The organism is Algoriphagus taiwanensis (assembly GCF_036245645.1).
Taxonomy (GTDB): Bacteria; Bacteroidota; Bacteroidia; order Cytophagales; family Cyclobacteriaceae; genus Algoriphagus; species Algoriphagus taiwanensis.
Window position 1 is genome coordinate 21,910 of sequence record NZ_BTPE01000012.1, and the last position, 24,916, is coordinate 46,825.

Annotated in this window: 32 protein-coding genes and 1 tRNA gene; 19 read left to right on the forward strand and 14 right to left on the reverse strand. The window is 43.4% G+C overall.

Going from position 1 to position 24,916, the window contains the following annotated elements:
• The first annotated feature begins 69 nt into the window (after window positions 1–69).
• Complete coding sequence (locus tag AAA938_RS15525) at window positions 70–1,224, forward strand: PQQ-dependent sugar dehydrogenase (protein WP_338229667.1); 1,155 nt, start codon at window positions 70–72, stop codon at window positions 1,222–1,224.
• Between the two features lie 15 nt (window positions 1,225–1,239).
• On the opposite strand, the gene AAA938_RS15530 is transcribed toward AAA938_RS15525, so the two are convergent.
• From AAA938_RS15530 to AAA938_RS15545, 4 genes are all read right to left on the reverse strand, one after another.
• Window positions 1,240–1,719 (reverse strand): hypothetical protein, encoded by a 480-nt coding sequence (locus tag AAA938_RS15530; RefSeq protein ID WP_338229668.1) that lies wholly within the window; start codon window positions 1,717–1,719, stop codon window positions 1,240–1,242.
• Window positions 1,720–1,925: 206 nt separating this feature from the next.
• Window positions 1,926–2,984, reverse strand: a complete 1,059-nt coding sequence (locus tag AAA938_RS15535; protein ID WP_338229669.1) for an NAD(P)H-dependent glycerol-3-phosphate dehydrogenase — start codon at window positions 2,982–2,984, stop codon at window positions 1,926–1,928.
• Window positions 2,962–4,659 carry a 1-acyl-sn-glycerol-3-phosphate acyltransferase gene (locus AAA938_RS15540; RefSeq protein WP_338229670.1) on the reverse strand — a complete coding sequence of 566 codons (1,698 nt, stop codon included), beginning with the start codon at window positions 4,657–4,659 and terminating at the stop codon, window positions 2,962–2,964. Before AAA938_RS15540 ends, AAA938_RS15535 begins: the two co-directional genes overlap by 23 nt.
• Before the next feature lie 81 nt (window positions 4,660–4,740).
• Window positions 4,741–5,220, reverse strand: coding sequence for a DUF4199 domain-containing protein (locus AAA938_RS15545; protein WP_338229671.1), 480 nt, complete (start codon window positions 5,218–5,220; stop codon window positions 4,741–4,743).
• A 151-nt stretch (window positions 5,221–5,371) separates the two neighbouring features.
• On the opposite strand from AAA938_RS15545, the gene AAA938_RS15550 reads away from it, so the two are divergent.
• The 3 genes from AAA938_RS15550 (at window position 5,372) to AAA938_RS15560 (ending at window position 6,996) form a co-directional block, all read left to right on the forward strand.
• Window positions 5,372–6,346, forward strand: coding sequence for a polyprenyl synthetase family protein (locus AAA938_RS15550; protein WP_338229672.1), 975 nt, complete (start codon window positions 5,372–5,374; stop codon window positions 6,344–6,346).
• A 79-nt stretch (window positions 6,347–6,425) separates the two neighbouring features.
• Window positions 6,426–6,659: a hypothetical protein gene (locus AAA938_RS15555; protein ID WP_338229673.1), complete on the forward strand. Its 234-nt coding sequence runs from the start codon at window positions 6,426–6,428 to the stop codon at window positions 6,657–6,659.
• Entirely contained in the window at window positions 6,649–6,996 is a 348-nt protein-coding gene (locus AAA938_RS15560) for a type II toxin-antitoxin system PemK/MazF family toxin (RefSeq protein WP_338229674.1), read from the forward strand. Before AAA938_RS15555 ends, AAA938_RS15560 begins: the two co-directional genes overlap by 11 nt.
• A gap of 99 nt (window positions 6,997–7,095) precedes the next feature.
• Here the strand turns inward: AAA938_RS15560 and AAA938_RS15565 are convergent, their stop codons facing one another.
• Window positions 7,096–8,178, reverse strand: a complete 1,083-nt coding sequence (locus AAA938_RS15565; RefSeq protein WP_338229675.1) for a glycoside hydrolase family 43 protein — start codon at window positions 8,176–8,178, stop codon at window positions 7,096–7,098.
• A 34-nt stretch (window positions 8,179–8,212) separates the two neighbouring features.
• On the opposite strand from AAA938_RS15565, the gene AAA938_RS15570 reads away from it, so the two are divergent.
• Together AAA938_RS15570 and AAA938_RS15575 are read left to right on the forward strand one after the other, a co-directional pair.
• Entirely contained in the window at window positions 8,213–8,551 is a 339-nt protein-coding gene (locus tag AAA938_RS15570; protein ID WP_338229676.1) for a DUF6364 family protein, read from the forward strand.
• Window positions 8,548–8,952, forward strand: a complete 405-nt coding sequence (locus tag AAA938_RS15575) for a type II toxin-antitoxin system VapC family toxin (protein ID WP_338229677.1) — start codon at window positions 8,548–8,550, stop codon at window positions 8,950–8,952. Before AAA938_RS15570 ends, AAA938_RS15575 begins: the two co-directional genes overlap by 4 nt.
• A gap of 42 nt (window positions 8,953–8,994) precedes the next feature.
• Here AAA938_RS15575 and thrC read toward each other — a convergent pair whose 3' ends face one another.
• The 3 genes from thrC to thrA are packed head-to-tail and all read right to left on the reverse strand — an operon-like array spanning window position 8,995 to window position 13,681.
• Entirely contained in the window at window positions 8,995–10,293 is a 1,299-nt protein-coding gene (thrC, locus tag AAA938_RS15580) for a threonine synthase (RefSeq protein ID WP_338229678.1), read from the reverse strand.
• An 8-nt stretch (window positions 10,294–10,301) separates the two neighbouring features.
• Window positions 10,302–11,231, reverse strand: a complete 930-nt coding sequence (locus AAA938_RS15585; RefSeq protein WP_338229679.1) for a homoserine kinase — start codon at window positions 11,229–11,231, stop codon at window positions 10,302–10,304.
• Entirely contained in the window at window positions 11,231–13,681 is a 2,451-nt protein-coding gene (gene thrA / locus AAA938_RS15590; protein WP_338229680.1) for a bifunctional aspartate kinase/homoserine dehydrogenase I, read from the reverse strand. Before thrA ends, AAA938_RS15585 begins: the two co-directional genes overlap by 1 nt.
• Window positions 13,682–14,078: 397 nt before the next feature.
• Here thrA and AAA938_RS15595 point away from each other — a divergent pair, with 397 nt between their 5' ends.
• Complete coding sequence (locus tag AAA938_RS15595; protein WP_338229681.1) at window positions 14,079–14,501, forward strand: META domain-containing protein; 423 nt, start codon at window positions 14,079–14,081, stop codon at window positions 14,499–14,501.
• 6 nt (window positions 14,502–14,507) lie between these two features.
• On the opposite strand, the gene AAA938_RS15600 is transcribed toward AAA938_RS15595, so the two are convergent.
• From AAA938_RS15600 to AAA938_RS15610, 3 genes are read right to left on the reverse strand one after another with little or no spacing between them, the layout of a single operon-like run.
• Window positions 14,508–14,963, reverse strand: coding sequence for a hypothetical protein (locus tag AAA938_RS15600; protein WP_338229682.1), 456 nt, complete (start codon window positions 14,961–14,963; stop codon window positions 14,508–14,510).
• 4 nt (window positions 14,964–14,967) lie between these two features.
• Window positions 14,968–15,426, reverse strand: coding sequence for a nuclear transport factor 2 family protein (locus AAA938_RS15605; protein ID WP_338229683.1), 459 nt, complete (start codon window positions 15,424–15,426; stop codon window positions 14,968–14,970).
• 4 nt (window positions 15,427–15,430) lie between these two features.
• The gene (locus tag AAA938_RS15610) at window positions 15,431–16,105 is read right to left on the reverse strand and encodes an SDR family NAD(P)-dependent oxidoreductase (RefSeq protein WP_338229684.1); all 675 of its coding nucleotides are present in this window, start codon (window positions 16,103–16,105) and stop codon (window positions 15,431–15,433) included.
• A gap of 57 nt (window positions 16,106–16,162) precedes the next feature.
• Here AAA938_RS15610 and AAA938_RS15615 point away from each other — a divergent pair, with 57 nt between their 5' ends.
• Together AAA938_RS15615 and AAA938_RS15620 are read left to right on the forward strand one after the other, a co-directional pair.
• The gene (locus AAA938_RS15615) at window positions 16,163–17,065 is read left to right on the forward strand and encodes a mechanosensitive ion channel family protein (RefSeq protein ID WP_338229685.1); all 903 of its coding nucleotides are present in this window, start codon (window positions 16,163–16,165) and stop codon (window positions 17,063–17,065) included.
• Window positions 17,037–17,375 (forward strand): MGMT family protein, encoded by a 339-nt coding sequence (locus AAA938_RS15620; protein ID WP_338229686.1) that lies wholly within the window; start codon window positions 17,037–17,039, stop codon window positions 17,373–17,375. The genes AAA938_RS15615 and AAA938_RS15620 overlap by 29 nt, the downstream gene beginning before the upstream one ends.
• Here AAA938_RS15620 and AAA938_RS15625 read toward each other — a convergent pair.
• A complete protein-coding gene (locus AAA938_RS15625) occupies window positions 17,372–18,817 on the reverse strand; it encodes a sodium:solute symporter (RefSeq protein WP_338229688.1) in 1,446 nt (481 codons plus the stop codon). The two genes, AAA938_RS15620 and AAA938_RS15625, sit on opposite strands and share 4 nt — an antisense overlap.
• A gap of 51 nt (window positions 18,818–18,868) precedes the next feature.
• Between AAA938_RS15625 and AAA938_RS15630 the strand changes: the two genes are divergently transcribed.
• The 6 genes from AAA938_RS15630 to AAA938_RS15655 all read left to right on the forward strand — a co-directional run bounded on the left by AAA938_RS15630 (window position 18,869) and on the right by AAA938_RS15655 (window position 21,264).
• Complete coding sequence (locus AAA938_RS15630) at window positions 18,869–19,162, forward strand: ATP-dependent Clp protease adaptor ClpS (protein WP_338229689.1); 294 nt, start codon at window positions 18,869–18,871, stop codon at window positions 19,160–19,162.
• 12 nt (window positions 19,163–19,174) lie between these two features.
• Window positions 19,175–19,783, forward strand: a complete 609-nt coding sequence (gene recR, locus AAA938_RS15635; protein ID WP_338229690.1) for a recombination mediator RecR — start codon at window positions 19,175–19,177, stop codon at window positions 19,781–19,783.
• A gap of 201 nt (window positions 19,784–19,984) precedes the next feature.
• A tRNA-Ala gene (locus AAA938_RS15640) sits at window positions 19,985–20,058 on the forward strand.
• Window positions 20,059–20,102: 44 nt separating this feature from the next.
• On the forward strand, window positions 20,103–20,354 hold the full coding sequence (locus AAA938_RS15645; protein WP_338229691.1) for a GIY-YIG nuclease family protein: 252 nt from the start codon (window positions 20,103–20,105) through the stop codon (window positions 20,352–20,354).
• Window positions 20,355–20,457: 103 nt separating this feature from the next.
• On the forward strand, window positions 20,458–20,709 hold the full coding sequence (locus tag AAA938_RS15650) for a GIY-YIG nuclease family protein (protein WP_338229692.1): 252 nt from the start codon (window positions 20,458–20,460) through the stop codon (window positions 20,707–20,709).
• Window positions 20,710–20,832: 123 nt separating this feature from the next.
• Window positions 20,833–21,264, forward strand: coding sequence for a hypothetical protein (locus AAA938_RS15655; RefSeq protein WP_338229693.1), 432 nt, complete (start codon window positions 20,833–20,835; stop codon window positions 21,262–21,264).
• Here AAA938_RS15655 and AAA938_RS15660 read toward each other — a convergent pair.
• Entirely contained in the window at window positions 21,250–21,927 is a 678-nt protein-coding gene (locus tag AAA938_RS15660) for a DUF2461 domain-containing protein (RefSeq protein ID WP_338229694.1), read from the reverse strand. The two genes, AAA938_RS15655 and AAA938_RS15660, sit on opposite strands and share 15 nt — an antisense overlap.
• 145 nt (window positions 21,928–22,072) lie before the next feature.
• Between AAA938_RS15660 and AAA938_RS15665 the strand changes: the two genes are divergently transcribed.
• The 4 genes from AAA938_RS15665 (at window position 22,073) to AAA938_RS15675 (ending at window position 23,600) form a co-directional block, all read left to right on the forward strand.
• Complete coding sequence (locus AAA938_RS15665; RefSeq protein ID WP_338229695.1) at window positions 22,073–22,339, forward strand: DUF6364 family protein; 267 nt, start codon at window positions 22,073–22,075, stop codon at window positions 22,337–22,339.
• On the forward strand, window positions 22,329–22,748 hold the full coding sequence (locus AAA938_RS20310; protein ID WP_420915746.1) for a type II toxin-antitoxin system VapC family toxin: 420 nt from the start codon (window positions 22,329–22,331) through the stop codon (window positions 22,746–22,748). The genes AAA938_RS15665 and AAA938_RS20310 overlap by 11 nt, the downstream gene beginning before the upstream one ends.
• A gap of 137 nt (window positions 22,749–22,885) precedes the next feature.
• Window positions 22,886–23,191, forward strand: a complete 306-nt coding sequence (locus tag AAA938_RS15670) for a DUF6364 family protein (protein ID WP_338229696.1) — start codon at window positions 22,886–22,888, stop codon at window positions 23,189–23,191.
• Window positions 23,181–23,600: a PIN domain-containing protein gene (locus AAA938_RS15675; protein WP_338229697.1), complete on the forward strand. Its 420-nt coding sequence runs from the start codon at window positions 23,181–23,183 to the stop codon at window positions 23,598–23,600. The genes AAA938_RS15670 and AAA938_RS15675 overlap by 11 nt, the downstream gene beginning before the upstream one ends.
• Here AAA938_RS15675 and AAA938_RS15680 read toward each other — a convergent pair.
• Entirely contained in the window at window positions 23,593–24,888 is a 1,296-nt protein-coding gene (locus tag AAA938_RS15680) for a UDP-N-acetylmuramoyl-tripeptide--D-alanyl-D-alanine ligase (protein WP_338229698.1), read from the reverse strand. The genes AAA938_RS15675 and AAA938_RS15680 overlap by 8 nt on opposite strands.
• Window positions 24,889–24,916: the final 28 nt, after the last annotated feature.

The following is a 24,916-nucleotide window of genomic DNA, read 5'->3' on the forward strand; positions in this document are numbered from 1 at the left end:
TTCTGTTCAAACTGCTTTTACTTTCCCTTCGTTTATCCTTTGGAAGCAAAGACAAAGCGTATGAATAGGATGAAAACGTATTTGATGGGAATTTTGACTTTTGTTCTTTTTTCAACAGCCACTGCATGCGGGCCTGCAGAATCTGAAACTCAACCCGCTCCTCTTCCAAATTTTGATTTTTCTACCCAAACAGAGAAAATGACCGTGAAGGTAGACACCTTGTATTCCGGATTTCAAAATCCATGGGGAATGACTTGGCTGGCAGATGGTAGAATGCTCGTCACAGAGCGAAAAGGGGAAATTCTGATTTTCAAGGACGATAAGTTTACCGGAGAAAAAGTCACAGGATTACCGGCCATCTATGCCTCAGGCCAAGCAGGACTTTTGGATATCACCACGCATCCCGATCATGCCCAAAATGGCTGGATTTACATTGCCTATGCTAAGCCTGTAGGAAATGGAGGAGCGACCACCATTGCAAGATTCAAACTCAATGGAAACGCTATTACCGACCTAGAAGAGCTAATCGTCACCACTCCCGGTTGGAATGGAGGCACACACTACGGCAGTCGGATTGTTTTTGACAGGGAAAATTACCTCTATTTCAGCAACGGTGAGCGAGGAAGCCAAAACAATGCTCAGGACCTAAAAAACTCACATGGAAAAATTCATAGAATTCACGATGATGGCCGAATTCCAGCAGATAACCCATTTTTAAACACGCCGGGAGCTATCCCATCCATTTGGACCTACGGCAACAGAAACCCTCAGGGCTTGTATTTTGATTTGGAAAACAACCGACTTTGGGAAGTGGAACATGGTCCTCGGGGAGGAGATGAATTGAATCTTCTGGAAAAAGGGAAAAATTATGGCTGGCCGGTGATTACTTATGGGATCAATTACAACGGAACTCCGATTACGGATATCACCGAAAAAGAAGGGATGGAGCAGCCAGTCAAATATTGGACTCCTTCCATAGCCACCTGCGGAATGACTAGGGTAACTTCTGATAAATATCCAGCGTGGAAAGGGAATTTTTTGGTAGCTGCCTTGGCAGGAACCCATATCGCCCGAGTAGAAATGAACGGAACGAGAGCTACCGGAGAAGAAAAACTTTTCCCGGGAATAGGCCGGGTGAGACAAGTAGCCCAAAGTCCGGATGGATATATCTATGCAGTCATGGAAGGACCAGGGTTACTGGTAAAACTTTTACCGGCTGCATAAGGAAAAAGGAGGGAATTACCCTCCTTTTTTTTTCAATTTAAGCTGCTCAATATCCAATAAGTCCTTTGGTCTTGCAGCTCTTCTTTTGCTTTCCAATAAATCTTCAAAAGACAAAACCCTCCATTTTCTCAAGATTTTATCTCCTATAGTAACTAGCTCAGAAGTAGCATAGGCTTCGTCAAATGTTTTTCCAATTTCAAACCGAGTGATTAATTCAAGGTCTAAATCATCTGGAGAAAATTTTACCGAAATGTTTTTAGTTCTCTCTTTTATTTCATCAGGAAACTCATCGATCTCAAACCCCATTTCCCGAAAAGACAATGCTAATTTGTCAAGATTATTTTCATCAGCTTTTATCCAAAAATCGACATCTGCAGAATGTCTTTGGTAACCATGGAAATTAACCGCACCACCTCCAATGAGGATCATTTTTACATCATATTTATTAGCTAGCTCAATAAACTGGGCGATGGTCTCTTTCCAAATCTGACTCATTTTTTTCTCTCCAAAATAAAATTGCCTTTAGTTCGCTCTTCAAAAGTTAGTTTGGAAGGAAAAAGCCGATTCACCCTTCGGCTTAGTTCCAAAAAAGCCATCAATCGCTCTTCCGGCTTTAAAGCTAAAAATTCTTCTTCTCGAATTTTATTACTCTCATCCTTAGTAAGATAGCGGATTTCCATAGTATAAAATACGTCAAATTCTCACACAAAGTCCACATCCACACTAAATGGGTACTTCATCAGGAATTGTAATGCTTCTTCGATTTGTAAATCCCCAAAAAGAACCCGATAGAGATTTTCGGTAATAGGAGCTCTAAGACCTGCCGTTTTTATGAATGCATTGATGATTCGGATGGTATTGATTCCTTCCGCTATTTCTTCCATGGAGTTAAGAATCTGAGAAAGCGGTTCCCCTTTTGCCAATCGATAGCCGACTGTAAAGTTTCGGGAATGAACCGAATTGCAGGTAGTGACCAAATCTCCTACACCTGCCAAACCAATAACCGACTGGACGCTTCCTCCCAAGGCTTTGCTGAGATGTACCATTTCCACCATACCTCGTGAAATAAGCAATCCTTTGGCATTTTCACCTAGACCTAGACCGGCAAGGGCTCCTGCAGCTATCGCGATGATATTTTTTAAAACTCCACTTAACTCCACCCCGATGATATCTGAATTCCCATACACTTGAAATCGCTCAGAGCGCAAGAGTCTTTGTCCTTCCAGAATCACCTCATTGTAATGACTGGCAATCACGGTGGCGGCAGGCTGCTCAAGAATCAGCTCAGTCGAAATATTAGGTCCTGCCAGACAACCTACTCTCACAGCAACTGTCTCTTGGAGAATTACCTCACTCATGGTCAAAATTTGCTCTCGCTTGAGCTTCTCCAGATTTTCCAGGGTTTGTCCCTCTTCCAGGTTCAAAGCCAAACCTTTCGTACCGTGAATAATCAGATGATAAGGATACAGGAAAGGGGCGAACCTTCGAATCACCTCAAAATAGGCCCCTGAAGGCACCATAAAAAAAAGAATATTGCATCTGCTGCAAATTTCCTCCGGATCAAAAGTGGCCAGAATTTCCGGATGCACCTTTCTTCCTGAGGTAGAATGAGTCTCATTAATCTCTCGCACCACTTCTTCTTTGCGGGCGTAGACCAAGACAGGATTTTTCTCCGCCAGCATATTGGCAATGGCAGTGCCGAAACTACCCATTCCGATCACACCGATCATTTTGGTATCAGAAGAGCTTTTCGAGGGCATATCCGTGAAGTCTGTTGTGATAGAAATATAGCAAGCTCATGTCTTGGGTGACGATGTCTCCATCCTTATTGGTCAATAGGGGTCTTTTGGCATGATACATTCCCACATTGTCCAAACCATGGGTAATAATCTCATCCATTGGTCTGTACATATGGGGAGCAACCCCGATTTTCCCCTTTTCCTTCAATTCCATGATATTACCCAAAACCAGCTGACAGGATTTTTTGAATTCGGCATATGGAATCACGATATCTTCCTCAGGCAATCGAATCAGATCAAACAGGTCCAATTTGCTGTTTTGAGCTTTGATCATTTCAAAGGCTACAAAAGCCACCAAATGGGAGCTAAAAACCCGATTGATTTTGTGAAATTCCTCCACAATGCGTTTGCCAAGCATGTGGGTATATTCCTCTTCCCGCTGATGATCTACAGTTACCTTTCCATCAGAAATGAAATAGTCTTGGGTGTTGATGATACGACCTCTTTTGTCCAAGCTGTTTCCTTCCTCATCCACATAATTGCCCAGAACATCCATGGCTTTCCCAATAGAAACTGAGATGTCGGAACCTTTGGTGAAAAACTTCACCAGAAACTTGGATATTTTGTAGGAGGTAGAAAACTCATCGTTTTCCTTGTAATAGCGCTCCTGTCCGGTGATACTCAAGTAATCACTGATCAAACTTGGCGCCTCCAGCACAAAATGGTAATTGATCGTCACCGGGACAATGAAGATCTTTCCTGAGACATCGGTATGGCCATTTTGATAATTGGTCCGCTGAGCTTCCAAAGCTGTGCTGAGTAGACCCAGCTTGAGTTTGGACTCGATCATTCCACTTCTTGAGCGCGTGCCTCCTGGGAAAAAAAGACTATGACACCCAAATTGAATGGCTTCTTTGGAATAGGTCTTCAGCGTCTCCAGATAAAGCAGATTTTTCTTCCTCCGGTCCACCTTGTAGGCCCCAAGGGCATTCATGAAATAGGCAAAAATGGAAATATTAAACAGATTGAGCCCGGCCCCATAAATGAAGGGGGGCATACCCAGAACTGAAATAATCCATCCGATCAGAATAGAGTCCAAATTGGAAAAGTGGGTAGGCACCATCACGATGGTTCCTTTGGTGGCCAAATCCCGAATTTGGTCTGTCTGTCCGGTAATCTGAATTTTATCCTGCAGAGTGTATTGGTTGCTGAAAATGGACCGAAATCCCTTCACCCGTGCTGCATTGAGCAGTCTGGAGAAGCCAAAAGTGACTACACTCCGAGTAAATTTGTAATGGGAAGCTTTAAAATTGGAGGCTATTTCATTGGAATATCTTGAGGTAATCTTATGAAGTACCCCTTTGTAAGCATCCAGTTTGGCAATTTTCGATTTCTTCGATTCGGAGTTGATTTGAAGTAGCGAGTGCTTTACTTCATTCCAAAAGGAATACTCATCATCCGGATCCACTACCCATGGATTTTGCTTGATACGGAGTTTTTCCCGGTAAAGTGTCGTCTCCAATTCTTCCTTTAAAATCTCCGGATTTTTCCCCGTTAATTCCAATACTCTTGACTCTGCTCGCTCGGCTACTCGCTGAACAAATTCCTTCCGCTCTCGGGCAAGCTTGACCACAGGCCATTCCGCCTGCTTGGGCAGAATAGGATCGTAGCGATGTTTGATATAGTTCTCCTCCAAGGGAAATGCTGGTTTAAAAGGAAAGCGCTCAAAGATAAAGAAAAGGCTTTACCCAAACGAACCGTTGGGGTAAAGCTGATATCAGCTTTTGGAGCGGACAAAAATACAGACAACTGCAGAGGTCAAAATCCCCATAAATGCTGCGAAAATAGAGGACTGGAAGATGTAGTTTTTTAAAGAGAAATAAGCCTTGGCCCCCTCCTCATCCATATGTCCCTGCTGGACGGACAGGTCAATGATGTTTGGGAAATATTCCGGAGAGATATAAGTATGAGTAATGTATTGACTGAGTGGGGTAAGAACCACCACCACGACAGTCACAACGATCCCTGAAATCAACCCCTGGACATAAGTCATTTTCCCCTGGTAGTCATTTTTCTTTTTGTCTATGAGTGCCAAAACATAAATCAGAATGGCTATAGGAGCATATAACAAGGTGTACGTAGCATGCTTTTCCAAATGGACATCGTGCCAGCCCAGGCTTTTTTCCAAAATCATCCAGATCAAACCGGATAAAATGAACAATAAGCCCCATTTGATTTCAATTCGAATCTTATTCATAGTGCAGGTGGGTTTGGGTGGATAAAACTCTTCACTTACAAATTACAAAAAATGCCTGAACGATTTGCTCTTCTGTTTGTTTGAATTGGAGATACCAATTAAACCCTTGTAGGAGCCGGAATCCGTGTTATTTTTACGGCACCTTTCCCCAATGAAACCAGACCTCAAACAAATCCAAGTCCCCATCGAAACCGAAATGGCTCAGTTCGAGCACAAGTTTCGGGACTTTATGAAAAGCAAGGTCAAGCTGCTTGATCATATCACAAACTACATCGTGAAGAGAAAAGGCAAGCAGATGAGACCCATGTTTGTTTTTCTGACGGCGGGGGTGTGTGGGGAGATCAACGAATCCACCCATCGGGGTGCCGCACTCATCGAATTGCTTCATACAGCAACTTTGGTTCATGATGACGTGGTGGATGATGCCAACTACCGAAGGGGATTTTTCTCGGTCAATGCACTTTGGAAAAACAAGATCGCTGTTTTGGTGGGGGATTATCTGCTCTCCAGAGGCTTGCTTCTGAGTGTGGATAATGGGGATTTTCACCTCCTAAGAATTGTCTCCAATGCAGTCAAAGAAATGTCCGAAGGAGAGCTTTTACAAAGCTATAAAGCCCGAAAGCTCGATGTGGATGAGGAAGTGTACTATGAAATTATCCGCCAAAAAACCGCCAGTCTGATTGCCTCTTGTTGCTCAGTAGGAGCCTCCAGCGTGGGAAGTGAGCAAAATTTCATCGAAAAAATGCGTCTGTTTGGGGAAAAAGTTGGGATGGCATTTCAAATCAAAGATGATCTTTTTGACTACGGCGAAGATGAAATCGGCAAACCTGTGGGCATAGATATGAAGGAGAAAAAGATGACGCTGCCGTTGATCTATGCCTTGAGAAATACCGATTGGCTGACCAAAAAGAAGATCATTTATCTCATACGAAATCGATCAGAAGACAAAAAAGCAGTCAATGAAGTCATTGATTTTGTCAAGAAGAGTGGAGGATTGGACTATGCAAAAGGCAGAATGAATGCATTTTATCAGGAAGCCTTGGAGATTTTGAGTGAATTTCCCGATTCGACCTATAAAACCTCACTTCGAGACTTGGTGAGTTATACGATTGAGAGGAAAAAATAATTCAGGTCATTTTTAAATCTCCTTCATAAATTTTTTCTCCTTTAAAAAAGTATATACTTTTATCATATACTTTATCGATATGAAGACCCTTTCCCTAAAACTTGATGATGCGGTTTTTGATGAAACCGAAAAAGTTCTTGAGCAAATGAAAATCTCAAGAAATAGGTATATCAATGAAGCGCTAGATTTTTTTAATAAAGTGCAGAAAAGGAAACTTCTAGCAGAAACATTGGCTGCTGAATCCAAGCTTGTGGGTGTGGATTCTATGGAGGTTTTGAAGGAATTTGACCAACTTGAGGAAAATGAATGGTAAAAAATTTGAGGTCTGGTTGGCTGATTTAGACCCAAGATTTGGAACTGAACCTGGCAAAACACGACCAGTTTTGGTTGTTCAATCTGACCTCCTTAACTCAATTCATCCCAGTACCTTGGTTTGTCCAATTACTACCAATGTCCAGTTGGAAAGCAAAATCCTGAGAGTTCATCTGTCTGCAGGTGAGTCGAATCTCAAACAAAATTGTGACATTATGATTGACCAAGTCCGAGCGATTGATAATCGGAGGTTAATCAAGAAGATCGGAACCCTTCCCAAAGAATTACAGAAAAAAGTCAATGAGAATCTTAAGATCGTATTAGACTTGGAAGATTAAGTCAAGTGTTTTGATACCTAAAAGTAAAACCGGATTTGCGATGTGCCCCCAAAAAGTCAGACACTTATTGGGGGCGAGTTCATTGATCCGGCTTTTGCATTATTTCATGGGATTGATGGTCTGGATTTTTCCATCTGGAAGATGAGTCAACTCTGCCATTTTGATATTTCTAAGCGGGGTATCTCCAGATAGCTCCGTATCATGATAAAAGAGGTACCATTTCCCCTCAAACTCCACGATGGAATGATGATTCGTCCAGCCTTCCACCGGCTCAAGTACATTGCCTTGATAGGTGAAGGGGCCATAGGGATTGTCACCTATCGCATAAGCGATAAAATGCGTGTCTCCTGTGGAATAGGACAAATAGTACTTTCCATTGTACTTGTGCATCCAGGCAGCTTCGAAAAACCGTCGATTAGTATCTCCAGCTTTGATCGGCTCACCGCTTTCATCCAAAATCAGGACTTCCTTTGGCCTCTCAGCCAACTCAGTCATGGAGTCTGAAAGCTTGGCGATGTAAGGCATCAAAGCCTTTTGGTCAGGTGCTGGAATTCCGTCTGTTGGGCCTTTTCGTCCTTCGACCAGTTTTTGATCTTCATACCACTGAAGCTGTCCGCCCCAGATTCCTCCCCAAAGAAGGTAATACTCGGCCCCATCCTGAAAAGCGGAGGGGTCCATGCTGAAAGTTCCCGCGATGGGTTCCGGTTCGGCAGTGAATGGTCCTTCGGGGCGATCTGAGACCGCCACCCCGATTTTGAAGATATCCTGCTTGTCCTTGGCAGGGAAATAGAGGTAATATTTTCCGTCTTTTTCAGCAGCATCCGGAGCCCAGAGCTGACGACCAGCCCAAGGCACATCTTCCAATTTCAGCGCAACTCCATGATCGGTAACCGTTCCTCCTGGACTTTCCATAGAAAAAACATGGTAATCCTTCATGTCAAAATGGGAACCCATATCGTCTTGGGCCACATCGGATTCGATGTCATGCGAAGGATAAATGAAGATTTTGCCCTCAAAAACATGAGCAGATGGATCGGCAGTATAGATATGCTTTACCAATGGAGCATGAGCAAATTTGGTAGCGGTGGTGTCGGCTTTGGGGACCTCTGTGGTCTCCTTTGGCTGGGTACAGGCGATTCCTGCAAAGATCAGCAAACTGAGGTAAGGGATTGATTGACGCATGGTTAGATTAGGTTTGAAATAGAGGTTGAAAATAGTGAAGGAAGAAGCTTTTTCTAAATTTTCTTCACCAAGAGAATCAAAAACAGAGATTACACGTATATTGGAGATAAATATACGTGTAATGAAGACCAAACTAACTTTGACGATCGAAAAATCAGTGATCGAAAAGGCAAAGGAATTTGCTGGAAATTCTGGAAAAAGCCTTTCAGAAATGGTCGAGCGATTTTTGGAGAAAGAAATTTCTGAGGCAGAATTGCAGCAAGCAAATATTCCAGAAGAGTTTAAAGGGCTTTTTGGTTCGGTCAACTTACCTGCGGAACTAAATGAAAAAGAGGCAATTCGTGAAATTTTAAGCCAAAAACACGCTGAATGAAAAAATATTTTTTAGACACCAATATCCTATTGGACTTTTTGGGCAATCGGCATCCATTTGGAAAATATGCTTTGGAAATCCTCAACAAATCCCGTCTCAAAAAATGGGAACTTTGGACATCGGAAAATTCGATTTTGACCAGTTATTACATCATTTCAAAGGAAATCGGAGACGTTGAAAGTAGAAACAAAATCAGCCGATTGATCAATTTTTTGGAAATACAACCGACTCAAAAAGTGCATATTCAACAAGCCTTAGGATCAGATTTTAAAGACTTGGAAGATGGAGTTCAGCATTTTTGTGCTTCTAGTATCCCCGGACTTGAAGGAATCATCACACGAAACAAAAAAGACTTCAAGCCTAGCCAAATCCCTGTTATTGAGCCTTGGGAGTTGGTTTGAATGAATTTTGATAGTATCATTTGATGCTATCACACCTAGATTTCAATCCAACCTTTCCAAATACCCCTTAAACTCGGCAAAGCTTTTCCCGATCGGGATCACCTTTTTTTCACCTTCCAGAAAAGCGGCCAAACGATCAGGCAAAATCAATTTTTCACCCAATGCTTCCTCCACTACGTCCCGGAATTTGCCAGGGTGGGCAGTTTCTAAAAAGACCCCGATACAGCCCGAATGCTCGGCCATAAAATCTTTCAAGCCCAAGTATCCCACTGCCCCATGCGGATCGAGGGTGTAGCCTTTGGGTTGGACGGACTGAATTGCCTCGACGGTTTGTTCGTCCGAGTAGAAATAACCTTTCACCTTCTCACGGAACAGCTCCTCATCTCCTCCATAAAGCGCTTGAAGCCTCGGGAAATTACTAGGATTCCCTACATCCATGGAGTTAGACACAGTCGGAATCGAGGGCTTTGCTTGGAAGGGGGAGCCATGTAAATATTCCGGAACTACCTTGTTTACATTTGTAGCTGCCACAAAGCGATCGATTGGCAAACCCATTTGTTGGGCTAAAATTCCAGCTCCGATATTTCCAAAATTCCCACTGGGAACTGCGAAAACGACCTTTTTGCCATTCTTTGGCAATCGGGAATAGGCATAGAAATAATACAGACACTGAGGAATCCAGCGGGCAATGTTAATCGAATTGGCAGAGGTCAACAGAAGTTTTTGATTCAATTCCGGATCCAAAAAAGCCCGTTTCACTAGCGTTTGACAGTCATCAAAAACCCCATCTACTTCCAATGCCGTGATATTTTGACCGAGTGTGGTAAACTGCTTTTCCTGAAGCGGACTGACTTTTCCCTTCGGAAAAAGGATAATTACCTCCACTCCTTCCACTCCCAAAAAACCATTGGCTACCGCACTCCCTGTATCCCCAGAAGTAGCCACAAGCACTCGGACTTTTTGGCTTTTTTCGCCCACCAACATACTCATCAGTTTGGAGCAAAATCTCGCTCCAAAGTCCTTGAAAGCCAAGGTTGGCCCATGAAACAGCTCCAAACTATACACATCTTCCTCCACTTTCACGATTGGCGCATCGAAAGTCAGCGTATGATCCACGAGTTCATGAATCTGCTTTTCACTCAAATCTTCCGAAAACAAAGCTCCGATCACGGCATATCCGATTTCACGAAAACTCATTTCAGGTAGCCTTTCGATCAGTTCCTTTGGCAAAACCGGAATTCGCTCTGGCATGTACAGGCCATTGTCTGGAGCTAGCCCCTTGATGACAGCCTCGGAAAGGGATACTTTTTGATTGGGATTGTTGGTGCTGTAGTACTGCATGGCTTGGGTTATTCTAGAACAAATGCTCCTTGGGTATTGATGGCAGAGTGATAGGCATCCACACCGAGTCCGATGGAATCGTACACTTGCTGAGCCGCATCGATGATGGATTGGACGTTGCCTTCTCCCTTGGAAAGGGCAAAAAGCGTGGGACCTGAACCCGAAATCCCCATTCCGAGCGCTCCGGCAGTTTTTACAGCTTCTTTTACTTCATAGAAACCGGGAATCAAGGTAGCTCGATAAGGCTCAGCAATCACATCTCGTAAGGACCTTCCAATCAATTCAAAATCTCCTTGAAACAAGCCCGCGATCAATCCGGCTACATTTCCTGACTGAATCGTGGAATGTTTTAAAGACACATGGTCTCTCAAAACCGACCTGGAATCAGAGGTTTTCAGCTCAAAATGGGGATGGAGCAAGGTACAATGTAATCCTTCAGGCACAGGAAGCTTGATTACATCGAGGGGATGATAATCCCGAATCAGCACAAAACCTCCAAGCAAACTAGGAGCGACATTGTCTGCGTGTCCTGCCCCACAAGCGACTTTTTCCGCTGCCATAGCAAAAGGCAGCAACTGCTTTTTCTCAAAAGGCTCACCCAAAAGGCGATTAGCGGCTACCAAAGCAGCTACTGCACTGGCAGCGCTAGAACCCATGCCGGACCCGAGAGGAAGACCTTTTTCAAGGTAAATTTCCATTCCGACCTCTTTTCCGAGTTCGTCCAGCATGGCCTGAATGGCCACCGCGCAAGTGTTCTTCTCCGCTTCGAGAGGCAATCGGCCTCCATCTCCGGCGATCGAAACCACCTGAAGCCCGGGTTCTTTTCTCTCCCTCACTTCCACCACATCACCCATCGCATCGATGGCAAATCCGAGAATATCGAATCCGCAAGACACGTTGGCAACGGTGGCCGGGGCAAAAGCTCTGACCGCCTTCATTACTCTCGGGTATAGTTACCGATACGAATCACGTCTGCAAATACTCCGGCGGCAGTCACATCTGCTCCGGCACCCGGTCCGCGAATGATCATCGGACGGTCATGGTAACGATCCGTCGTCAAGAGAATCATATTGTCACTTCCTTTCAAACTGGAGAATGGATGAGACTCCGGCAAAGATTTCAAGCCTACTTTGGCCTTTCCGTCTTCCAATGTGGCCATGAACCGAAGTTTCTCTCCCTTCGCTTTGGCATCAGAAAGAAGCTTGGCAAAATGAGCGTCATGTCCTTTCAGCTTTTCAAAAAACTCATCCACAGTTTTGGCGTGCTGACAGTCAGCCGGCACCATGCTCTGGATGGTGATATCTTCAAACTCAAGTTCCTGCTCCGCTTCACGCCCTAGAATCAGGATTTTTCTAGCCACATCCATGCCGCTCAAGTCATCTCGAGGATCCGGCTCGGTGTAGCCTTTTTCTTTGGCAACTTTCACCACTTCGGAGAATGGCGCTCCGTTTTCAAGTTCAGAGAAAATAAAATTCATCGAGCCACTAAGCACGGCCTCGATACGGATCACTTTGTCACCTGAGAGCATCAAATCCTGCAAGGTATTGATGACCGGAAGACCTGCCGCCACGTTGGTTTCGTAAAGGAATTTGACTCCGCGACGCTTTGCAATCCGCTTGAGCGCACGATAATTGTCCATGGATGAGGAGTTTGCCTTTTTGTTTGGTGTTACGATAGCCACTTTGGCCTCCAAAATCCGGGCATAAGTATCCGCCACATCCTGACTTGCAGTGCAATCCACAAAGACTGAGTTGGAGAAGTTCATCTCTTCCATCTGAGTGATAAACTTGTCCAAATCCATAGGTTGATCTTTATCACTCAACTCATGGGGATGCTTGAGATCAAAACCATCCTCATGGAAAGCCATATATCGGCTGTTAGCTAATCCGTGAATCTGCACATCAAGCTCATTGTCTTTCAAAAGCTTGTGTTGCTGATGAGCGATCATTTTCATCAAAGCTTTTCCGATTAATCCTGTGCCCACCAAGAAGACGTGTAGCACTTTGTTTTCAGAAAGGAAAAAGGCCTCATGCAAAGCGTTGAGAGCCTTTTGAAGGTCAGGCTGAGGAATCACAGCCGAGATATTCAATTCCGAACTTCCCTGAGCGATGGCGGCCACGTTGATGTTATTTTGCCCCAAAGCACGAAACATACGACCGGAAGCTCCCGGGTTTTGCTTCATATTTTCACCCACTACCGCAACAGTAGCCAAGCCATGAAGTAAGGAAACGTGATCCATTTCCCCGGATTTGATTTCGTAGAAAAATTCCTTTTCGATCGCTTCCTTGGCCAAGTAAGACTCCTGAGTTTTGATGGCCAAACAGATGCTATGCTCTGAGGAAGCCTGAGAAATCAACACGATGTTGACTTTGGCTTCTGCCAAAGCTTTAAAAACCCTACTGACTGTAGCTCCTCCCTCGATCAATCCTGCCCCCTGCACCGTCACGATGGAGATATTGGACATGGAACTGATTCCTTTGATCAAAGCACCATGGCTTACTTCTCCATTGATGAGGGTTCCCGGATTTTCGGGTTCGAAGGTGTTTTTGATGTAAATCGGGATGTTTTTCTTCATCGCCGGCTGCATAGTCGCCGGGAAAATCACTTTGGCACCAAAGTGCGAAAGCTCCATGGCCTCGTTGTAGCTCAGCTGAGGAATGGTAAATGCGGTATAAACCAACTTCGGATCAGAGGTCAAAACCCCAGAAACATCAGTCCAAATCTCCAAATCCTCCGCATCCAATGCTCCCGCAAAAATGGCTGCAGTATAGTCCGACCCTGACCTTCCAAGCGTAGTGGTCTCTCCTTTGGCAGTAGATGCGATAAATCCGGTAATGATTTTTACTCCGGGATTTTTGGAAAAATAATCCCGGATCAGCTGATTGGTCTCTTCGTAATCCACCCGAGCCTGACCAAATCGGTCATTGGTTCGAATGACATCCCGCGCATCGACAAACTGGGTTTTGATCCCTTTGCCAGCCATAGCTTCTGCCAAAATAAAAGCAGAAAGCCTCTCCCCAAAGCTGGCTACATAGTCCAGTGTCCGTGCAGAATTTTCCTTGATCAGGAAAATCCCATGAAACAAATCCTCCAATTCCTTGAAGCGAACTTTGACATAAGTCATCACCGTGGACTGATTTTGCACCGCAATGAGTTGTCGGACGATATCGAGATGCTTCTCTTCGAGCGTCTGAAGCATGTCCCAATAAGCCTGATCGCCTTCTCTAGCCAGTCTGGCAATGGTCAAAAGTGTCTCCGTCACTCCACCAAAGGCAGAAAAAACGACGGCTATTTCATGCTGCTTGAGCTTGCTTTGCAGAATGGCAAAGACTTTTTGGATGTTTTCAGGATTGGCTACGGACGAACCTCCAAACTTGATGATTTTCATAGGAAAAGGGATTGCTGGAAACTTGGATTTGGCCTAAAATGGCCTTGGGGGCGGGTACTCAAAGATCATAACGGGTCACCCCGTAATCATCGTAGTCATCATACCTGTATTGGTAATAAAAAACGCAGCAGCCATTTCGCTGTTCTCGAAGGAGCAAAAAAAGGATGTATGTGAAGCTGCAAATACCATATGCCGGTGAATTGACTTGACAAGTCTACAGCGAAAAAACGGTTTGGCCAAAAGAATCGAAAAACAAAGTCGATTTTTCTGCATTTTTTACATAAAATATCATAAAAAAGTAATCATTTGATAAAACAAACAAAGATTATTGGCCAAAAAGGCAAATGAGAATTCAGAAAATTTTCACTAATTTTTGTCCTAACCTAAACAGAAAGCCATGAAAACAATCCGAATTTTTCTTCTGGGAATTATTATTCTATCCTTTGGAGGGTGTGGAAGCAGTAGCTCTTTGAATCCGCTAAGTTTACTAACTGGCAATTCTTGGGCATTAAACACCCTACTTGGCCAAGGCCTTGATCTCAGTAAATTTTCGCAGGGGGTTCCCAGCCTCAGCTTTTTGGAGGGAGGAAGACTGGCAGGTTTTGCCGGCTGCAATAACTTTTCCGGAGGCTTTTCTCTGGAGGGAACAGAATTGAAGCTTGACCCCGGAGCAATGACCAAAAAAGCCTGTCCTGGCAATGGAGAGGACGAATTTATGGCTGCATTGAGTCAGGTTAAAAACTTCAAAGTCGGTAAAGACCAGCTCACCCTGCTCGATGGAGCAAAGGAACTGATGAGCTTTGTGCCTAAAGAAGATTAACTGAAATCAGAATAGCTCCTCGATCCGTTGGGTTTTGCCTCTAAAATCCACCGGATCGAGTTTTTTCTTTCCGATCAATATTGATCCCAGTGGGGAGTTTTTACTCATCAAAAAGACACCAATTTCCTCCGTATTGATCTTACCTATACTGACTGCAAGCATAAACCAATCCGAGCCCAATTTGACCAGGGCTCCTTCTTGTACAGTGGGAGGTGTTTCTTTGATTGAAAAGAGCCGATATAGCTCATCCAGATCATTCTTGTTTTGCTGGATTTGTTTTTCAAGTGAGTTGAGGTCTTGGGTAATCATCTCCCGGCTGGTCTCGTACTTGTCACCGGCGCTGTTTTTTTCTTCCTCAAGAATGCTTTCAATAATCTTAGCCCGCTCTTCGGAGAGCAGCTCACTTTTGGTTTTCAGAGATGCGATCGCAGCCTGATAGACCTTCATTTTCAGTTCGTTCATACAATCAGTCGCAATTCTCCTTGCGACGGGTGTCTATGATATATACGATTTTCCAACCTTCGGCTTTTTTGACCAGCTGAAAGGAATTGACTCCGCAGTGGCTAAAATTACCATTGACATAGAAGCGGTAGGGAGTCCATGCAGAAGCCATAGTGCCATCCACCTTAATCTGATAATCGAGAATTTGTTCATCCAGAGTAGTGGTTTCAGGAGTAGTGGCGATTCTTTTCACAAAATCAGCTACAGAATTACTTCCCACTTCGCTGCCTTCGGGCTTTGCAATCACCGTCTGCATCAGTGCATCCTCTGAAAATGCCATGGCCACTTGGTCTGCATTTTTGGATTTCATTCCCTCAAATAGGCTTCGGATGACCTGCTCCACCTGCTGTTCTTCTGTTTGGGAAAAAGATGCAAAATGGATCAGTACCACAAAAAACAGGCTTAGGATTATTCTTTTTTTCATTGGGTTAAACTCCTCCGTAAAGTTTGAATGTCATTTGGCGCAAAGATGGAGTATTTACAGCATAATGCATCGCTTCTGCGATATCGGCAGGATTCACCCACTTGGAAAAATCCGAATCCGGCATAGCTTCCCGATTGGCCGGAGTATCGATGATACTCGGTACAAAAACATGCGTACGAATGTCCGTTCCTTTCACCTCTTCGGCGAGGATTTCAGAAAGGGAGATGACTATCTTTTTACTCAGGGAATAAGCCAAAGTTCCTTTGGCATCTGCCGGCTGCAAAGCAGGTCTTGCTCCTACAAACAGGAAGGTTCCATTTTGCTGTTTTTTCATTAAGGGAAGAAATCCTTTGACTATATTAAAAGCACTCAAAAAATTGAGATGAAACATATCCAATAAATCCTTTTGGGTAGTTTCTTCAATAGATCCCATCGCAAATCCTCCCACGATCATCGCCACAGCATCCAATTCTCCGTACTGCATCTGGTACTCTTTGACAAATTCGGAGACGGAGTTCTCATCCGTCACATCTACTTCATAGGTGTAATCGGATTCTTCTGATTCTTCTCCACTGTTTGGCCGTAGCAACCCAATCACCTGATATCCTTCTCTTTTGAATTTTTCTACCACTGCGGACCCCAAGGATCCCCCCGCACCGGTTACAAGTATATTTCTCATTTATGAATCAATCAGTTCTATATTTGCTAAAAATAGCCTTTATTTTTCTTTTGACGCATGAATAAACTCAAATCCACCATTCGGATTCGCGAAAATACCCGAAGAAGAAACTTCGCCATCAAGCTGGTTCTTCTGATCATTTTTGAGATTCTCTACGAATCTGAGCGTCCTTTGGGTCCTGTTTTCGAGCAATTTGTAATCCTTGGCTATGTCTTCCGGGCTGTAATTTTCGGATTGAGTTCCAACTTGATTATCTCCTTAGGCAGATTTATCACACTTAGCCTATATCTCCGTCACAGGGAAGAAGCCAAGGTGCAGCCAAACTTTGTGTTGGGCATAGACCGGATAGCCACATTGCTCAATGTGCTCGCTCTTTTGATCTCGGTGATGTTGGCATTTGGAATCCGTCCATTGGAATTTCTGACCAGTATCACTATCGTGGCTGCGGCCATTGCTCTTTTGACCAAAGACTATATTACCAATATCGTCAACGGCCTGATCATGATGTTTTCGGATCAATTGGAAATCGGAGACAAGGTTCAAATCGGGAGACATACCGGATTTATCCGGGATATTACGCTGATCAATCTTGTTCTGAAAAATGACTCGGGGGAAATCGTACTCATTCCGAATAGTATGGCTCTCTCTTCGGATGTGACCAACTATTCCAAAAACAACACGCATCAGGTCATTTTCGACTTTGAACTCTCCAATCAACCTCATCTGGACTTGAATTCCCTGGAAAATGAACTCAGCCAACCTTTGAAATCCCACCCAGAATTGGTCATCTCGGAAGGTGCCAATCTTCATATCCTCGAGAGGAAATCTGAGACTCTACTTCTTCGTTTCCAGTTTCCCTTGAAGTCTTCCGAAAGATCTGCTGAGCCGCAATTGATCAAAAAAATCGATCAAACCCTTCTAAAATGGAATCATGAGCGCAGACAAAACCAATTACTTTGATCTCGTCTACCAAGTCGTGAGAGAAATCCCAAAAGGAAGAGTGACAAGCTATGGAGCCATCGCCAACTATCTGGGACTGAAAAGCGGAGCAAGGATGGTAGGCTATGCTATGAATGCTGCCCATACCCAACCCGATATCCCAGCTCAAAGGGTGGTCAACCGGCAAGGACTCCTGACCGGGAAGCATCACTTTGGCAGCCCAACCCGAATGCAGGAATTATTGGAAGCCGACGGCGTGGGAGTAGAAAATGATCAGGTACAGGATTTTGAGAAAATATTCTGGGACCCCGAAAAGGAGTTGGGGTTTTAATTTTTCCTTCGGAAAAGAAATAGTCCCAAAAACATCAAGGCTCCGTTTAAAATTAAAGCTTCAAAGCCGAATTTGTAGCCCCAAAGCCATTTTTCTGAATTGGAACTGATGACAAAGGTCAATACTGGAGCTGCCACAGCCAGGTAAGGCACCCATTTGTCCTGAACTTTCATTTTTGTAAACAGCCCAAAACTATACAGCCCCAAAAGCGGACCGTAGGTATAGCCTGCAATGATAAAAACCGAATTGATCACACTTTGATCATTGAGCCAATAAAAGGCTAAAACCAACAGAAACATCAATCCTGTGAATGCGATGTGGACTTTTTTACGGATACCCACCCTTTTCTCAGGTGCATATTTTCTCTCAATCTCGAGGAAGTCTATGCAAAACGAAGTGGTCAAAGCTGTCAAGGTAGAGTCAGCACTGGAATAGGCCGCTGCTGTGATCCCAAGGACAAAGACGACTCCGGCCAAGGCTGAAAACTCCTGAGTTGCCAGAAAGGGGAAAAGCTCATCAGTTTTGGTTGGAATGGCGATACCCTTGGTCTCTGCATAGAGGTATAGGAGGATTCCCAAGGAAAGGAAAAGTAGATTGACAACAACCAGGATAATGGTGAACCAAAACATGTTTTTCTGAGCGTCTCCGATAGTTCGGCAAGTCAGGTTTTTTTGCATCATATCCTGATCAAGCCCAGTCATTACGATGGTAATGAAAGCACCGGAAATGAACTGCTTAAAGAAATTGGTTCCTGCTTTCCAATCCCAGTTAAAAACCGCAGATCGCTTATCCTCTGATACGGCAGAAAAATAATCTCCCAAACTTTTCAATTCCAGATCATTGCCAATCATGACTATGGTGATGACCACAGCCAGCAGCATAAAGAGGGTCTGAAGGGTGTCAGTCCATACCACAGTTTTGATACCTCCCCTGTGAGTATAAAGCCAAATCAAGCCTACGGTAATCAAAACAGAGACCCAAAAAGGAATCCCCAATGCATCAAAAAGAATCAACTGGAGGACACTTGCCACCAAATAGACACGCAAGGACGAACCTAAAGCTCTGGAAAGGATGAAGAAAAAAGCCCCTGTTTTATAGGACCAAAAGCCAAACCGATCCTCCAAATAGGAATAAATAGAAACCAGATTGAGCCGATAATAAAGAGGAAGAAGAACTTTGGCAATGGTAAAGTACCCCAGTGTATATCCCAAAACAACCTGGAAATAAAAGAAGTTAGTATTACCCACCTCCCCTGGCACAGATATGAAAGTCACCCCTGAAAGAGAGGCTCCAATCATCCCAAATGCAACCAGAAACCAAGGAGATTGCCTGTCACCTGTGAAAAAAGTATCGGCTGTAACTTTCCGGGAAGTGAAATAGGATATTAAAAAAAGAAGGAGAAAATAGGCCGAAATGACCCCTAAAACTAATTGGTAATTCATAAAGCTGGTTATCTACCTCGCTAAGTTGTCTAATATTCTTAATTTTGCAAAATGAACAGATTTGCCCATCCCTTACCTGAACTGGAAGAAGTAGAAATCCTTCTGGAAGAGCTGTTGGATCAGGAGGACTCAGACCTGGTTGTTTTTAATGATGACGTCAATACTTTTGATCATGTCACCCAAATATTGATCAAAGTATGCAAGCACACTCCCGAGCAAGCTGAGCAGTGCACCTTGATCATTCATTACAAAGGAAAATGTGCCGTAAAAAAAGGCTCGAAAATTGAGCTTAAGCCTATGTGTGAGGCCATACTTGACGCAGGAATACAGGCAGCCATCCTTTAATTTCCAAACCCTTTGAACTTCCCCTCCAAACTCATTGAAGATGCAGTGACCGAAATTTCCAGACTCCCTGGAATCGGAAAGAAAACTGCACTCCGGCTTGCCCTCCATTTGCTAAAGCAAAACGAAGCGGTTACAGAAGCTTTGGCACTGGCACTTTCCCGCATGAGAGAAGAAGTGAAGTACTGCAATACCTGCCACAACATTTCTGATCAGGAAGAGTGCAGTATTTGTCTCAGCCATCGGAGGGATCGAAGCATCATCTGTGTGGTAGAGGATATCAGAGACGTTTTAGCCATAGAAAACACCAATCAGTATTCAGGGCTTTTCCATGTTTTGGGCGGCGTGATATCTCCAATTCAAGGAATAGGACCTGATGATCTAAAGATCGAAAGCCTCACCAGAAGAGTGGAAGAGGGAGAAGTAAAAGAGGTAATTCTGGCCCTTTCTGCCACTATGGAGGGCGACACTACTTCCTTTTACCTAAGTAAAAGACTTAAAGAGTCGGGAGTAAAAGTGAGCACCATAGCCCGAGGCATCCCGGTAGGAGGAGAATTGGAATTTACGGACGAAGTGACGCTAGGGAGGAGTATTCTTACCCGAATAAATTATTCTCAGGAATAAAGAAATTATTTGCTTAAAACCAATCTCAGTCTATCTTTGCACCTCGAATTGGGGGATTACTCAGTTGGCTAGAGCGTCCTGAAGGCATTCGGGAAGGCCAGCGGGTCGAAACCTGAAAATAAAATGGGGAATTAGCTCAGTTGGCTAGAGCGTCCCGAAGGAATTCGGGAAGGCCAGCGGGTCGAATCCTGAAAATAAAATGGGGAATTAGCTCAGTTGGCTAGAGCGCTACACTGGCAGTGTAGAGGTCATCGGTTCGAATCCGTTATTCTCCACCCAAAGGCTTGCAGATTCTGCGGGCCTTTTTTATTTTTCTTTTATGTACTTTGTCTACATCCTTTTCAGCACCAAAACCAATAAATATTACATCGGTTCGACGGATTCACCAGAATCCCGGTTAAAACATCACAATGCTGGAGCGACTCCCTCTACGAAATCTGGGGCTCCTTTTTGGGAAATCAAATATTTGGAAAAATTAGCTGATCGTTCCATCGCTTTAAAAAGGGAGCTCGAGATCAAAAAGAAAAAAAGCCGAAAATACTTGGAGTATTTGATCAGCTCAGTTGGCTAGTGCGTCCCGCTAGCTAGCGGGAAGGTCATCGGTTCGTCCCGAAAGCATTCGGGACTCCACCCAAAGGCTTGCAGATTCTGCGGGCCTTTTTTATTTTTCTTTTATGTACTTTGTCTACATTCTTTTTAGCCCCAAAACCAATAAATATTACATCGGTTCGACGGATTCACCAGAATCCCGGTTAAAACATCACAATGCTGGAGCGACTCCCTCTACGAAATCTGAGGCTCCTTTTTGGGAAATCAAATATTTGGAAAAATTAGCTGATCGTTCCATCGCTTTAAAAAGGGAGCTCGAGATCAAAAAGAAAAAAAGCCGAAAGTATATCGAGTTTTTAATTGGCTCAGTTGGCTAGTGACTCCCTCTAGCTAGAGGGAAGGTTTATGGAAATATTAGACCGAACCAAAGGTCATTGGGTACAATAAAGAGTTTTTTTGCTTCCACACTTTTGTTAGCTTGGAATAGCAATTCGGATATCATGAAATTCAAGCAGTTTTTGTTTCTCTCCGCTTTTTGGCTTTCAATTACTTCCTGCTCCTGCGAACCTGAACAAATCGCCCATTATGCTTTTAAAGGAATGGAAATGATGATGGGTGAAGGGTTTATGCCATCCGAGGAAATCCGTGCTTTAGGGGATTTTCAAGACATGAATGTGGCACTTCAGCAGTCCAGTGAAACGGGTTCGGCTATTGTATTAAAATTGGCAAACGGAGATCCCAGACTGCTGGGTTCACAGCGAGAAATCTTGGCCAGAAAATGCGCTGAACTTTACTTAAATGGCTTCAAAAAAGGCAGAGAGTATGACACCATACAGGTTCAGTTTATCCAAACTGATCCCCGCAATCCCGAAAACGTAGCAATAGAAGAGTACGAATTTCAGGTAAAAGACTTTGGTTTACAGGATTCCTGAACCGTCTTCTACTTCCTCAATCGCCCTTGCCAGAAAATCATTGAATGGCTTCATCCTACGGAAACCATCCAAAGCAAAGGTTAAAAAAGCTCCGGATTCTACTGCCTTGTCCGAAATTGGGTGAGAAACTGTAAAGCTTTTCAGCTTAAGGTATTCGATGTAAGGGTGATCTGATTCGTAGTCGCGTGGACTGGTTTTTAGCTTTTCCCCTTCAATCCCGGAAAATAACTTTTTGAATTCCGGATCATTTTCAATCTGCTCCAGTTCTGCCCCACTGTAATCAATTTCTTTTCGGATTTTTTTCAGTGTATCTGCTTCCGGCATCCAGATTCCTCCAGCCAGAAAGGAATTTCCGGGCTGAATCTGCAGATAATACCCCGGACCTGATGATTTTTTCCCGCCTGGGGAGAAATAGGCTCCGAAGTTGGTCTTATACGGATCTTTGTTTGAAGAAAATCGGATATCCCTATTCTGTCGGAAGACGCAATCTTTTGGCTTGAAGGCCGAGAGGGCCGGCTCAATTTCAGTCATGTCTTTAAGCAAAACCTCCACATCTTCCAGGAATCTAGCCCTTGTATCGGTATACCATTTTTTGTTGGCATCCATCCAGTCTTTGTGGTTGTTTTGGGCTAGGGCAGATAGAAATTCGAGATAGGGGCGCATAGGAAGTAAGAATTTTGAAAGCTAAAGGTAGAAAATCTGTGATTGTAGAATTAACTCAGCTGGGGTGATGGAGGTTTTCTAGATTTGGAATAGATGAACTTTTCGGTAAATTACACGTGTTAAATTTCAAAAATCCACACGTGTAATGAATACGAAATTAACCTTGACACTCGAAAAAGAGGTAATCGAAAAAGCTAAAGAATTTGCAGCCCGACAGGGACAAAGTCTTTCTTTCCTAGTGGAAAATTACTTCAAGCTACTCACCTTTGAGCAAAAAGAAGAACCCAAGAAAAAAGAAAGAAAGCCACTTCCAGAAAGCTTTTTAAAGTTGAAAGGCTGCCTAAAGCATGAAGGAGAGTTCAATTACAAGGAGGAACTGACCAAGGCTTTGGAGGAAAAATATGGACTCTAGTTACTTTTTAGATTCGGATGTCATTCTTGATTTTCTCCTGGATAGAGATCCTTTTAATTTTTCAGCTGATGAAATTTTTGAAATGGCAGTTAATAAGGAAATCCAGATTTATTTTTCTTCTCTGACAGTAGCAAATGTTCATTATCTCCTCCGGAAACAATATGGAAATGAGGGGGCCTTGGATAAGATTACTGAACTTATATGGTTTTGTAAAGTCCTGCCAGTATCCGAAAAAGAAATTTTCTCAGCCATTAAGAGTGGATTCTCCGATTTCGAGGATGCTATCCAACACTTCACAGCAATCCAAAAACCTGAAATAAAAGGAATTATCACAAGGAACTCTTCCGACTACAAGAAGTATCAAATTCCGGTTTTTACACCTGAGGTTTTTATTTCTACTTTCGGATAAAGGCTGTTTCTCGAGGTTTTTATTTCTTCCAAGATTTTTAATCGAAATAAAAACAAAATAATCATCAAACTTTATTGAATTGATTTCCATTTCATTACTATGGATTTTGATTAAATTAATTTGAAAATAGGGCTCACATGACAACAAAGTTGATTTTAGATATCAATGACAAACTCGCCGAGAAAGCAAAAAAATATGCTGAAAAACGAGGAGAAAGCCTTTCGACTGTAATTGAATCTCTATTAAATCAAATTCCCGACTCTACAGAATCAATGGAGAAAAAGCCAAAAATCAAGAATCCAACACTTGTAAAAAAGATCCTAGAAGGGAAGGAACCCCTAGCTTCGGGGTTGGAAAATTTAGTGGGTATTTTGAAGGACATGACGGATGAAGAAGTTGAAAATGTCCGTTGGGAATACTTAAAAGAAAAGCATGGTCTCTGAGTATTTTTTGGATTCTGACATCATTTTAGATTTGTTAATGGACAGAAAACCATTCTCTGAAGATTCTAAGGTTATATTTCAACTTTCAGGTGCTGGTCAAATCCACATTTATTGTAGCTCAATAATTGTTACCAACGTATTTTACATCATCCGAAAGACTTTTGGAAAACAAAAAGCAGTTGAAAGTGTGGGCAGCTTACTAAATTTTTGTGGGATCCTAGCTGTTGGAGAAAAGGAAATCCGAAATGCATATCAAAGTGATTTTTCAGATTTTGAAGATTCAATACAATACCATGTAGCCACTGCAAAACCGGAAATTCAAGCCATAATTACAAGAAATAAAAAGGACTACATTCTTTCAAAAATCCCTGTAATTAGTCCAGAAGAATTTTTGGCCTTTTTCAAATAAAATCCACCAAGGTTTCCAGCTTCATTCCTCGACTGCCTTTGATCAGAATGAGGTAATCTTCGAGTTTACTGTCTTCCAGCCAATTTCTAAAAGAAAACGGATCAGGGAAATAGAGCGCCTTTGGAGCTTTTTCCAATGCAGAAACAATCAACTTTCCGGTAAAGCACACCTTATCAATCGGATATTCGCTGACAATTTCACCCAGCTTTCGGTGCTCTTCCTCGGCATGCTCCCCTAACTCAAACATGTCCCCGAGGATGATCATTTTGTGTTTTTTCCCGGTCATCTGACCAAAAGTCCGAATAGCCACTTCCATGCTGGAAGGATTGGCGTTGTATGCATCTAGAATAATCAGGTTGCTCCGCTTCTCGATGAGTTGGGAACGCATGTTTTCGGGCTTGTAATTGACAATTCCCTCAACCGCTTTTTCCATGGACACACCAAAAAACTTCCCTATAGTCAACGCATTGGCAATATTGCCAAAGTTGTAGGCACCAATCAACGAAGTCAAATGCTCTCCATCAACCCCTTCGACAGAGAATTTTACAAATGGATTAGCTTCGAGAAAAGTCACCTCACAAAAATCCCCTTTGGCAGGATAAAGCACCGGGGTTTCGAATCGCTTGATCATATTGGACAGGATCGAATCTTGGGTGTTGATAAATACCGTTCCCTTATTTTCTCTCAAGTGCTGATACAGTTCTGTTTTGGTTTTGAGTACACCTTCGGGCCCGCCCATGCCTTCCAAGTGGGCTTTTCCTATATTGGTGATAAACCCATGGGTAGGTTCGGCGATATCGCAAAGCTCTTTGATATCACCTTGCTTATTGGCACCCATTTCGATGATCGCGATTTCGTGCTCGGGTTTCAGTCTGAGCAAAGTCAGCGGAACACCAATGTGATTATTCAGATTGCCGATGGTGGCTAGGGTATTGAATTTTTGCTTCAAAACCGCGTGCAAGAGCTCCTTGGAGGTGGTTTTCCCGTTTGACCCTGTCAAACCAATAACAGGAATGCTGAATTTTCTGCGATGATAAGTAGCCAGATTTTGCAAGGTTGTCAAGACATCCTCACAGATAAAGTACCGCTCATCGTCCTCCACGAAATATTTCACCTCATCGATCACCACGGCCAAAGCTCCCATTTCCAGGGCCTTGGTCGCAAACTCATTCGCATTGAAATTGGGGCCCTTCAGCGCAAAAAATAAATTACCTGAATCGATTTTTCGGGTATCGGTGCTTACTCCGGTACTTTTCAGAAAGAGTTGGTAAAGAATATCGAGGTTCATTTTTCCGGGAAATTTGCCACAAAATAAA

Bases quoted from the DNA above. Each gene is read 5' to 3' on its own strand.
- AAA938_RS15525 (WP_338229667.1), top strand. From the start codon at position 70: ATGAAAACGTATTTGATGGGAATTTTGACTTTTGTTCTTTTTTCAACA.
- AAA938_RS15530 (WP_338229668.1), bottom strand. From the start codon at position 1,719: ATGAGTCAGATTTGGAAAGAGACCATCGCCCAGTTTATTGAGCTAGCT.
- AAA938_RS15535 (WP_338229669.1), bottom strand. From the start codon at position 2,984: ATGCCCTCGAAAAGCTCTTCTGATACCAAAATGATCGGTGTGATCGGA.
- AAA938_RS15545 (WP_338229671.1), bottom strand. From the start codon at position 5,220: ATGAATAAGATTCGAATTGAAATCAAATGGGGCTTATTGTTCATTTTA.
- AAA938_RS15550 (WP_338229672.1), top strand. From the start codon at position 5,372: ATGAAACCAGACCTCAAACAAATCCAAGTCCCCATCGAAACCGAAATG.
- AAA938_RS15555 (WP_338229673.1), top strand. From the start codon at position 6,426: ATGAAGACCCTTTCCCTAAAACTTGATGATGCGGTTTTTGATGAAACC.
- AAA938_RS15560 (WP_338229674.1), top strand. From the start codon at position 6,649: ATGAATGGTAAAAAATTTGAGGTCTGGTTGGCTGATTTAGACCCAAGA.
- AAA938_RS15565 (WP_338229675.1), bottom strand. From the start codon at position 8,178: ATGCGTCAATCAATCCCTTACCTCAGTTTGCTGATCTTTGCAGGAATC.
- AAA938_RS15575 (WP_338229677.1), top strand. From the start codon at position 8,548: ATGAAAAAATATTTTTTAGACACCAATATCCTATTGGACTTTTTGGGC.
- thrC (WP_338229678.1), bottom strand. From the start codon at position 10,293: ATGCAGTACTACAGCACCAACAATCCCAATCAAAAAGTATCCCTTTCC.
- AAA938_RS15585 (WP_338229679.1), bottom strand. From the start codon at position 11,231: ATGAAGGCGGTCAGAGCTTTTGCCCCGGCCACCGTTGCCAACGTGTCT.
- thrA (WP_338229680.1), bottom strand. From the start codon at position 13,681: ATGAAAATCATCAAGTTTGGAGGTTCGTCCGTAGCCAATCCTGAAAAC.
- AAA938_RS15595 (WP_338229681.1), top strand. From the start codon at position 14,079: ATGAAAACAATCCGAATTTTTCTTCTGGGAATTATTATTCTATCCTTT.
- AAA938_RS15600 (WP_338229682.1), bottom strand. From the start codon at position 14,963: ATGAACGAACTGAAAATGAAGGTCTATCAGGCTGCGATCGCATCTCTG.
- AAA938_RS15605 (WP_338229683.1), bottom strand. From the start codon at position 15,426: ATGAAAAAAAGAATAATCCTAAGCCTGTTTTTTGTGGTACTGATCCAT.
- AAA938_RS15610 (WP_338229684.1), bottom strand. From the start codon at position 16,105: ATGAGAAATATACTTGTAACCGGTGCGGGGGGATCCTTGGGGTCCGCA.
- AAA938_RS15615 (WP_338229685.1), top strand. From the start codon at position 16,163: ATGAATAAACTCAAATCCACCATTCGGATTCGCGAAAATACCCGAAGA.
- AAA938_RS15620 (WP_338229686.1), top strand. From the start codon at position 17,037: ATGAGCGCAGACAAAACCAATTACTTTGATCTCGTCTACCAAGTCGTG.
- AAA938_RS15625 (WP_338229688.1), bottom strand. From the start codon at position 18,817: ATGAATTACCAATTAGTTTTAGGGGTCATTTCGGCCTATTTTCTCCTT.
- AAA938_RS15630 (WP_338229689.1), top strand. From the start codon at position 18,869: ATGAACAGATTTGCCCATCCCTTACCTGAACTGGAAGAAGTAGAAATC.
- AAA938_RS15645 (WP_338229691.1), top strand. From the start codon at position 20,103: ATGTACTTTGTCTACATCCTTTTCAGCACCAAAACCAATAAATATTAC.
- AAA938_RS15650 (WP_338229692.1), top strand. From the start codon at position 20,458: ATGTACTTTGTCTACATTCTTTTTAGCCCCAAAACCAATAAATATTAC.
- AAA938_RS15655 (WP_338229693.1), top strand. From the start codon at position 20,833: ATGAAATTCAAGCAGTTTTTGTTTCTCTCCGCTTTTTGGCTTTCAATT.
- AAA938_RS15660 (WP_338229694.1), bottom strand. From the start codon at position 21,927: ATGCGCCCCTATCTCGAATTTCTATCTGCCCTAGCCCAAAACAACCAC.
- AAA938_RS15665 (WP_338229695.1), top strand. From the start codon at position 22,073: ATGAATACGAAATTAACCTTGACACTCGAAAAAGAGGTAATCGAAAAA.
- AAA938_RS20310 (WP_420915746.1), top strand. From the start codon at position 22,329: ATGGACTCTAGTTACTTTTTAGATTCGGATGTCATTCTTGATTTTCTC.
- AAA938_RS15670 (WP_338229696.1), top strand. From the start codon at position 22,886: ATGACAACAAAGTTGATTTTAGATATCAATGACAAACTCGCCGAGAAA.
- AAA938_RS15675 (WP_338229697.1), top strand. From the start codon at position 23,181: ATGGTCTCTGAGTATTTTTTGGATTCTGACATCATTTTAGATTTGTTA.
- AAA938_RS15680 (WP_338229698.1), bottom strand. From the start codon at position 24,888: ATGAACCTCGATATTCTTTACCAACTCTTTCTGAAAAGTACCGGAGTA.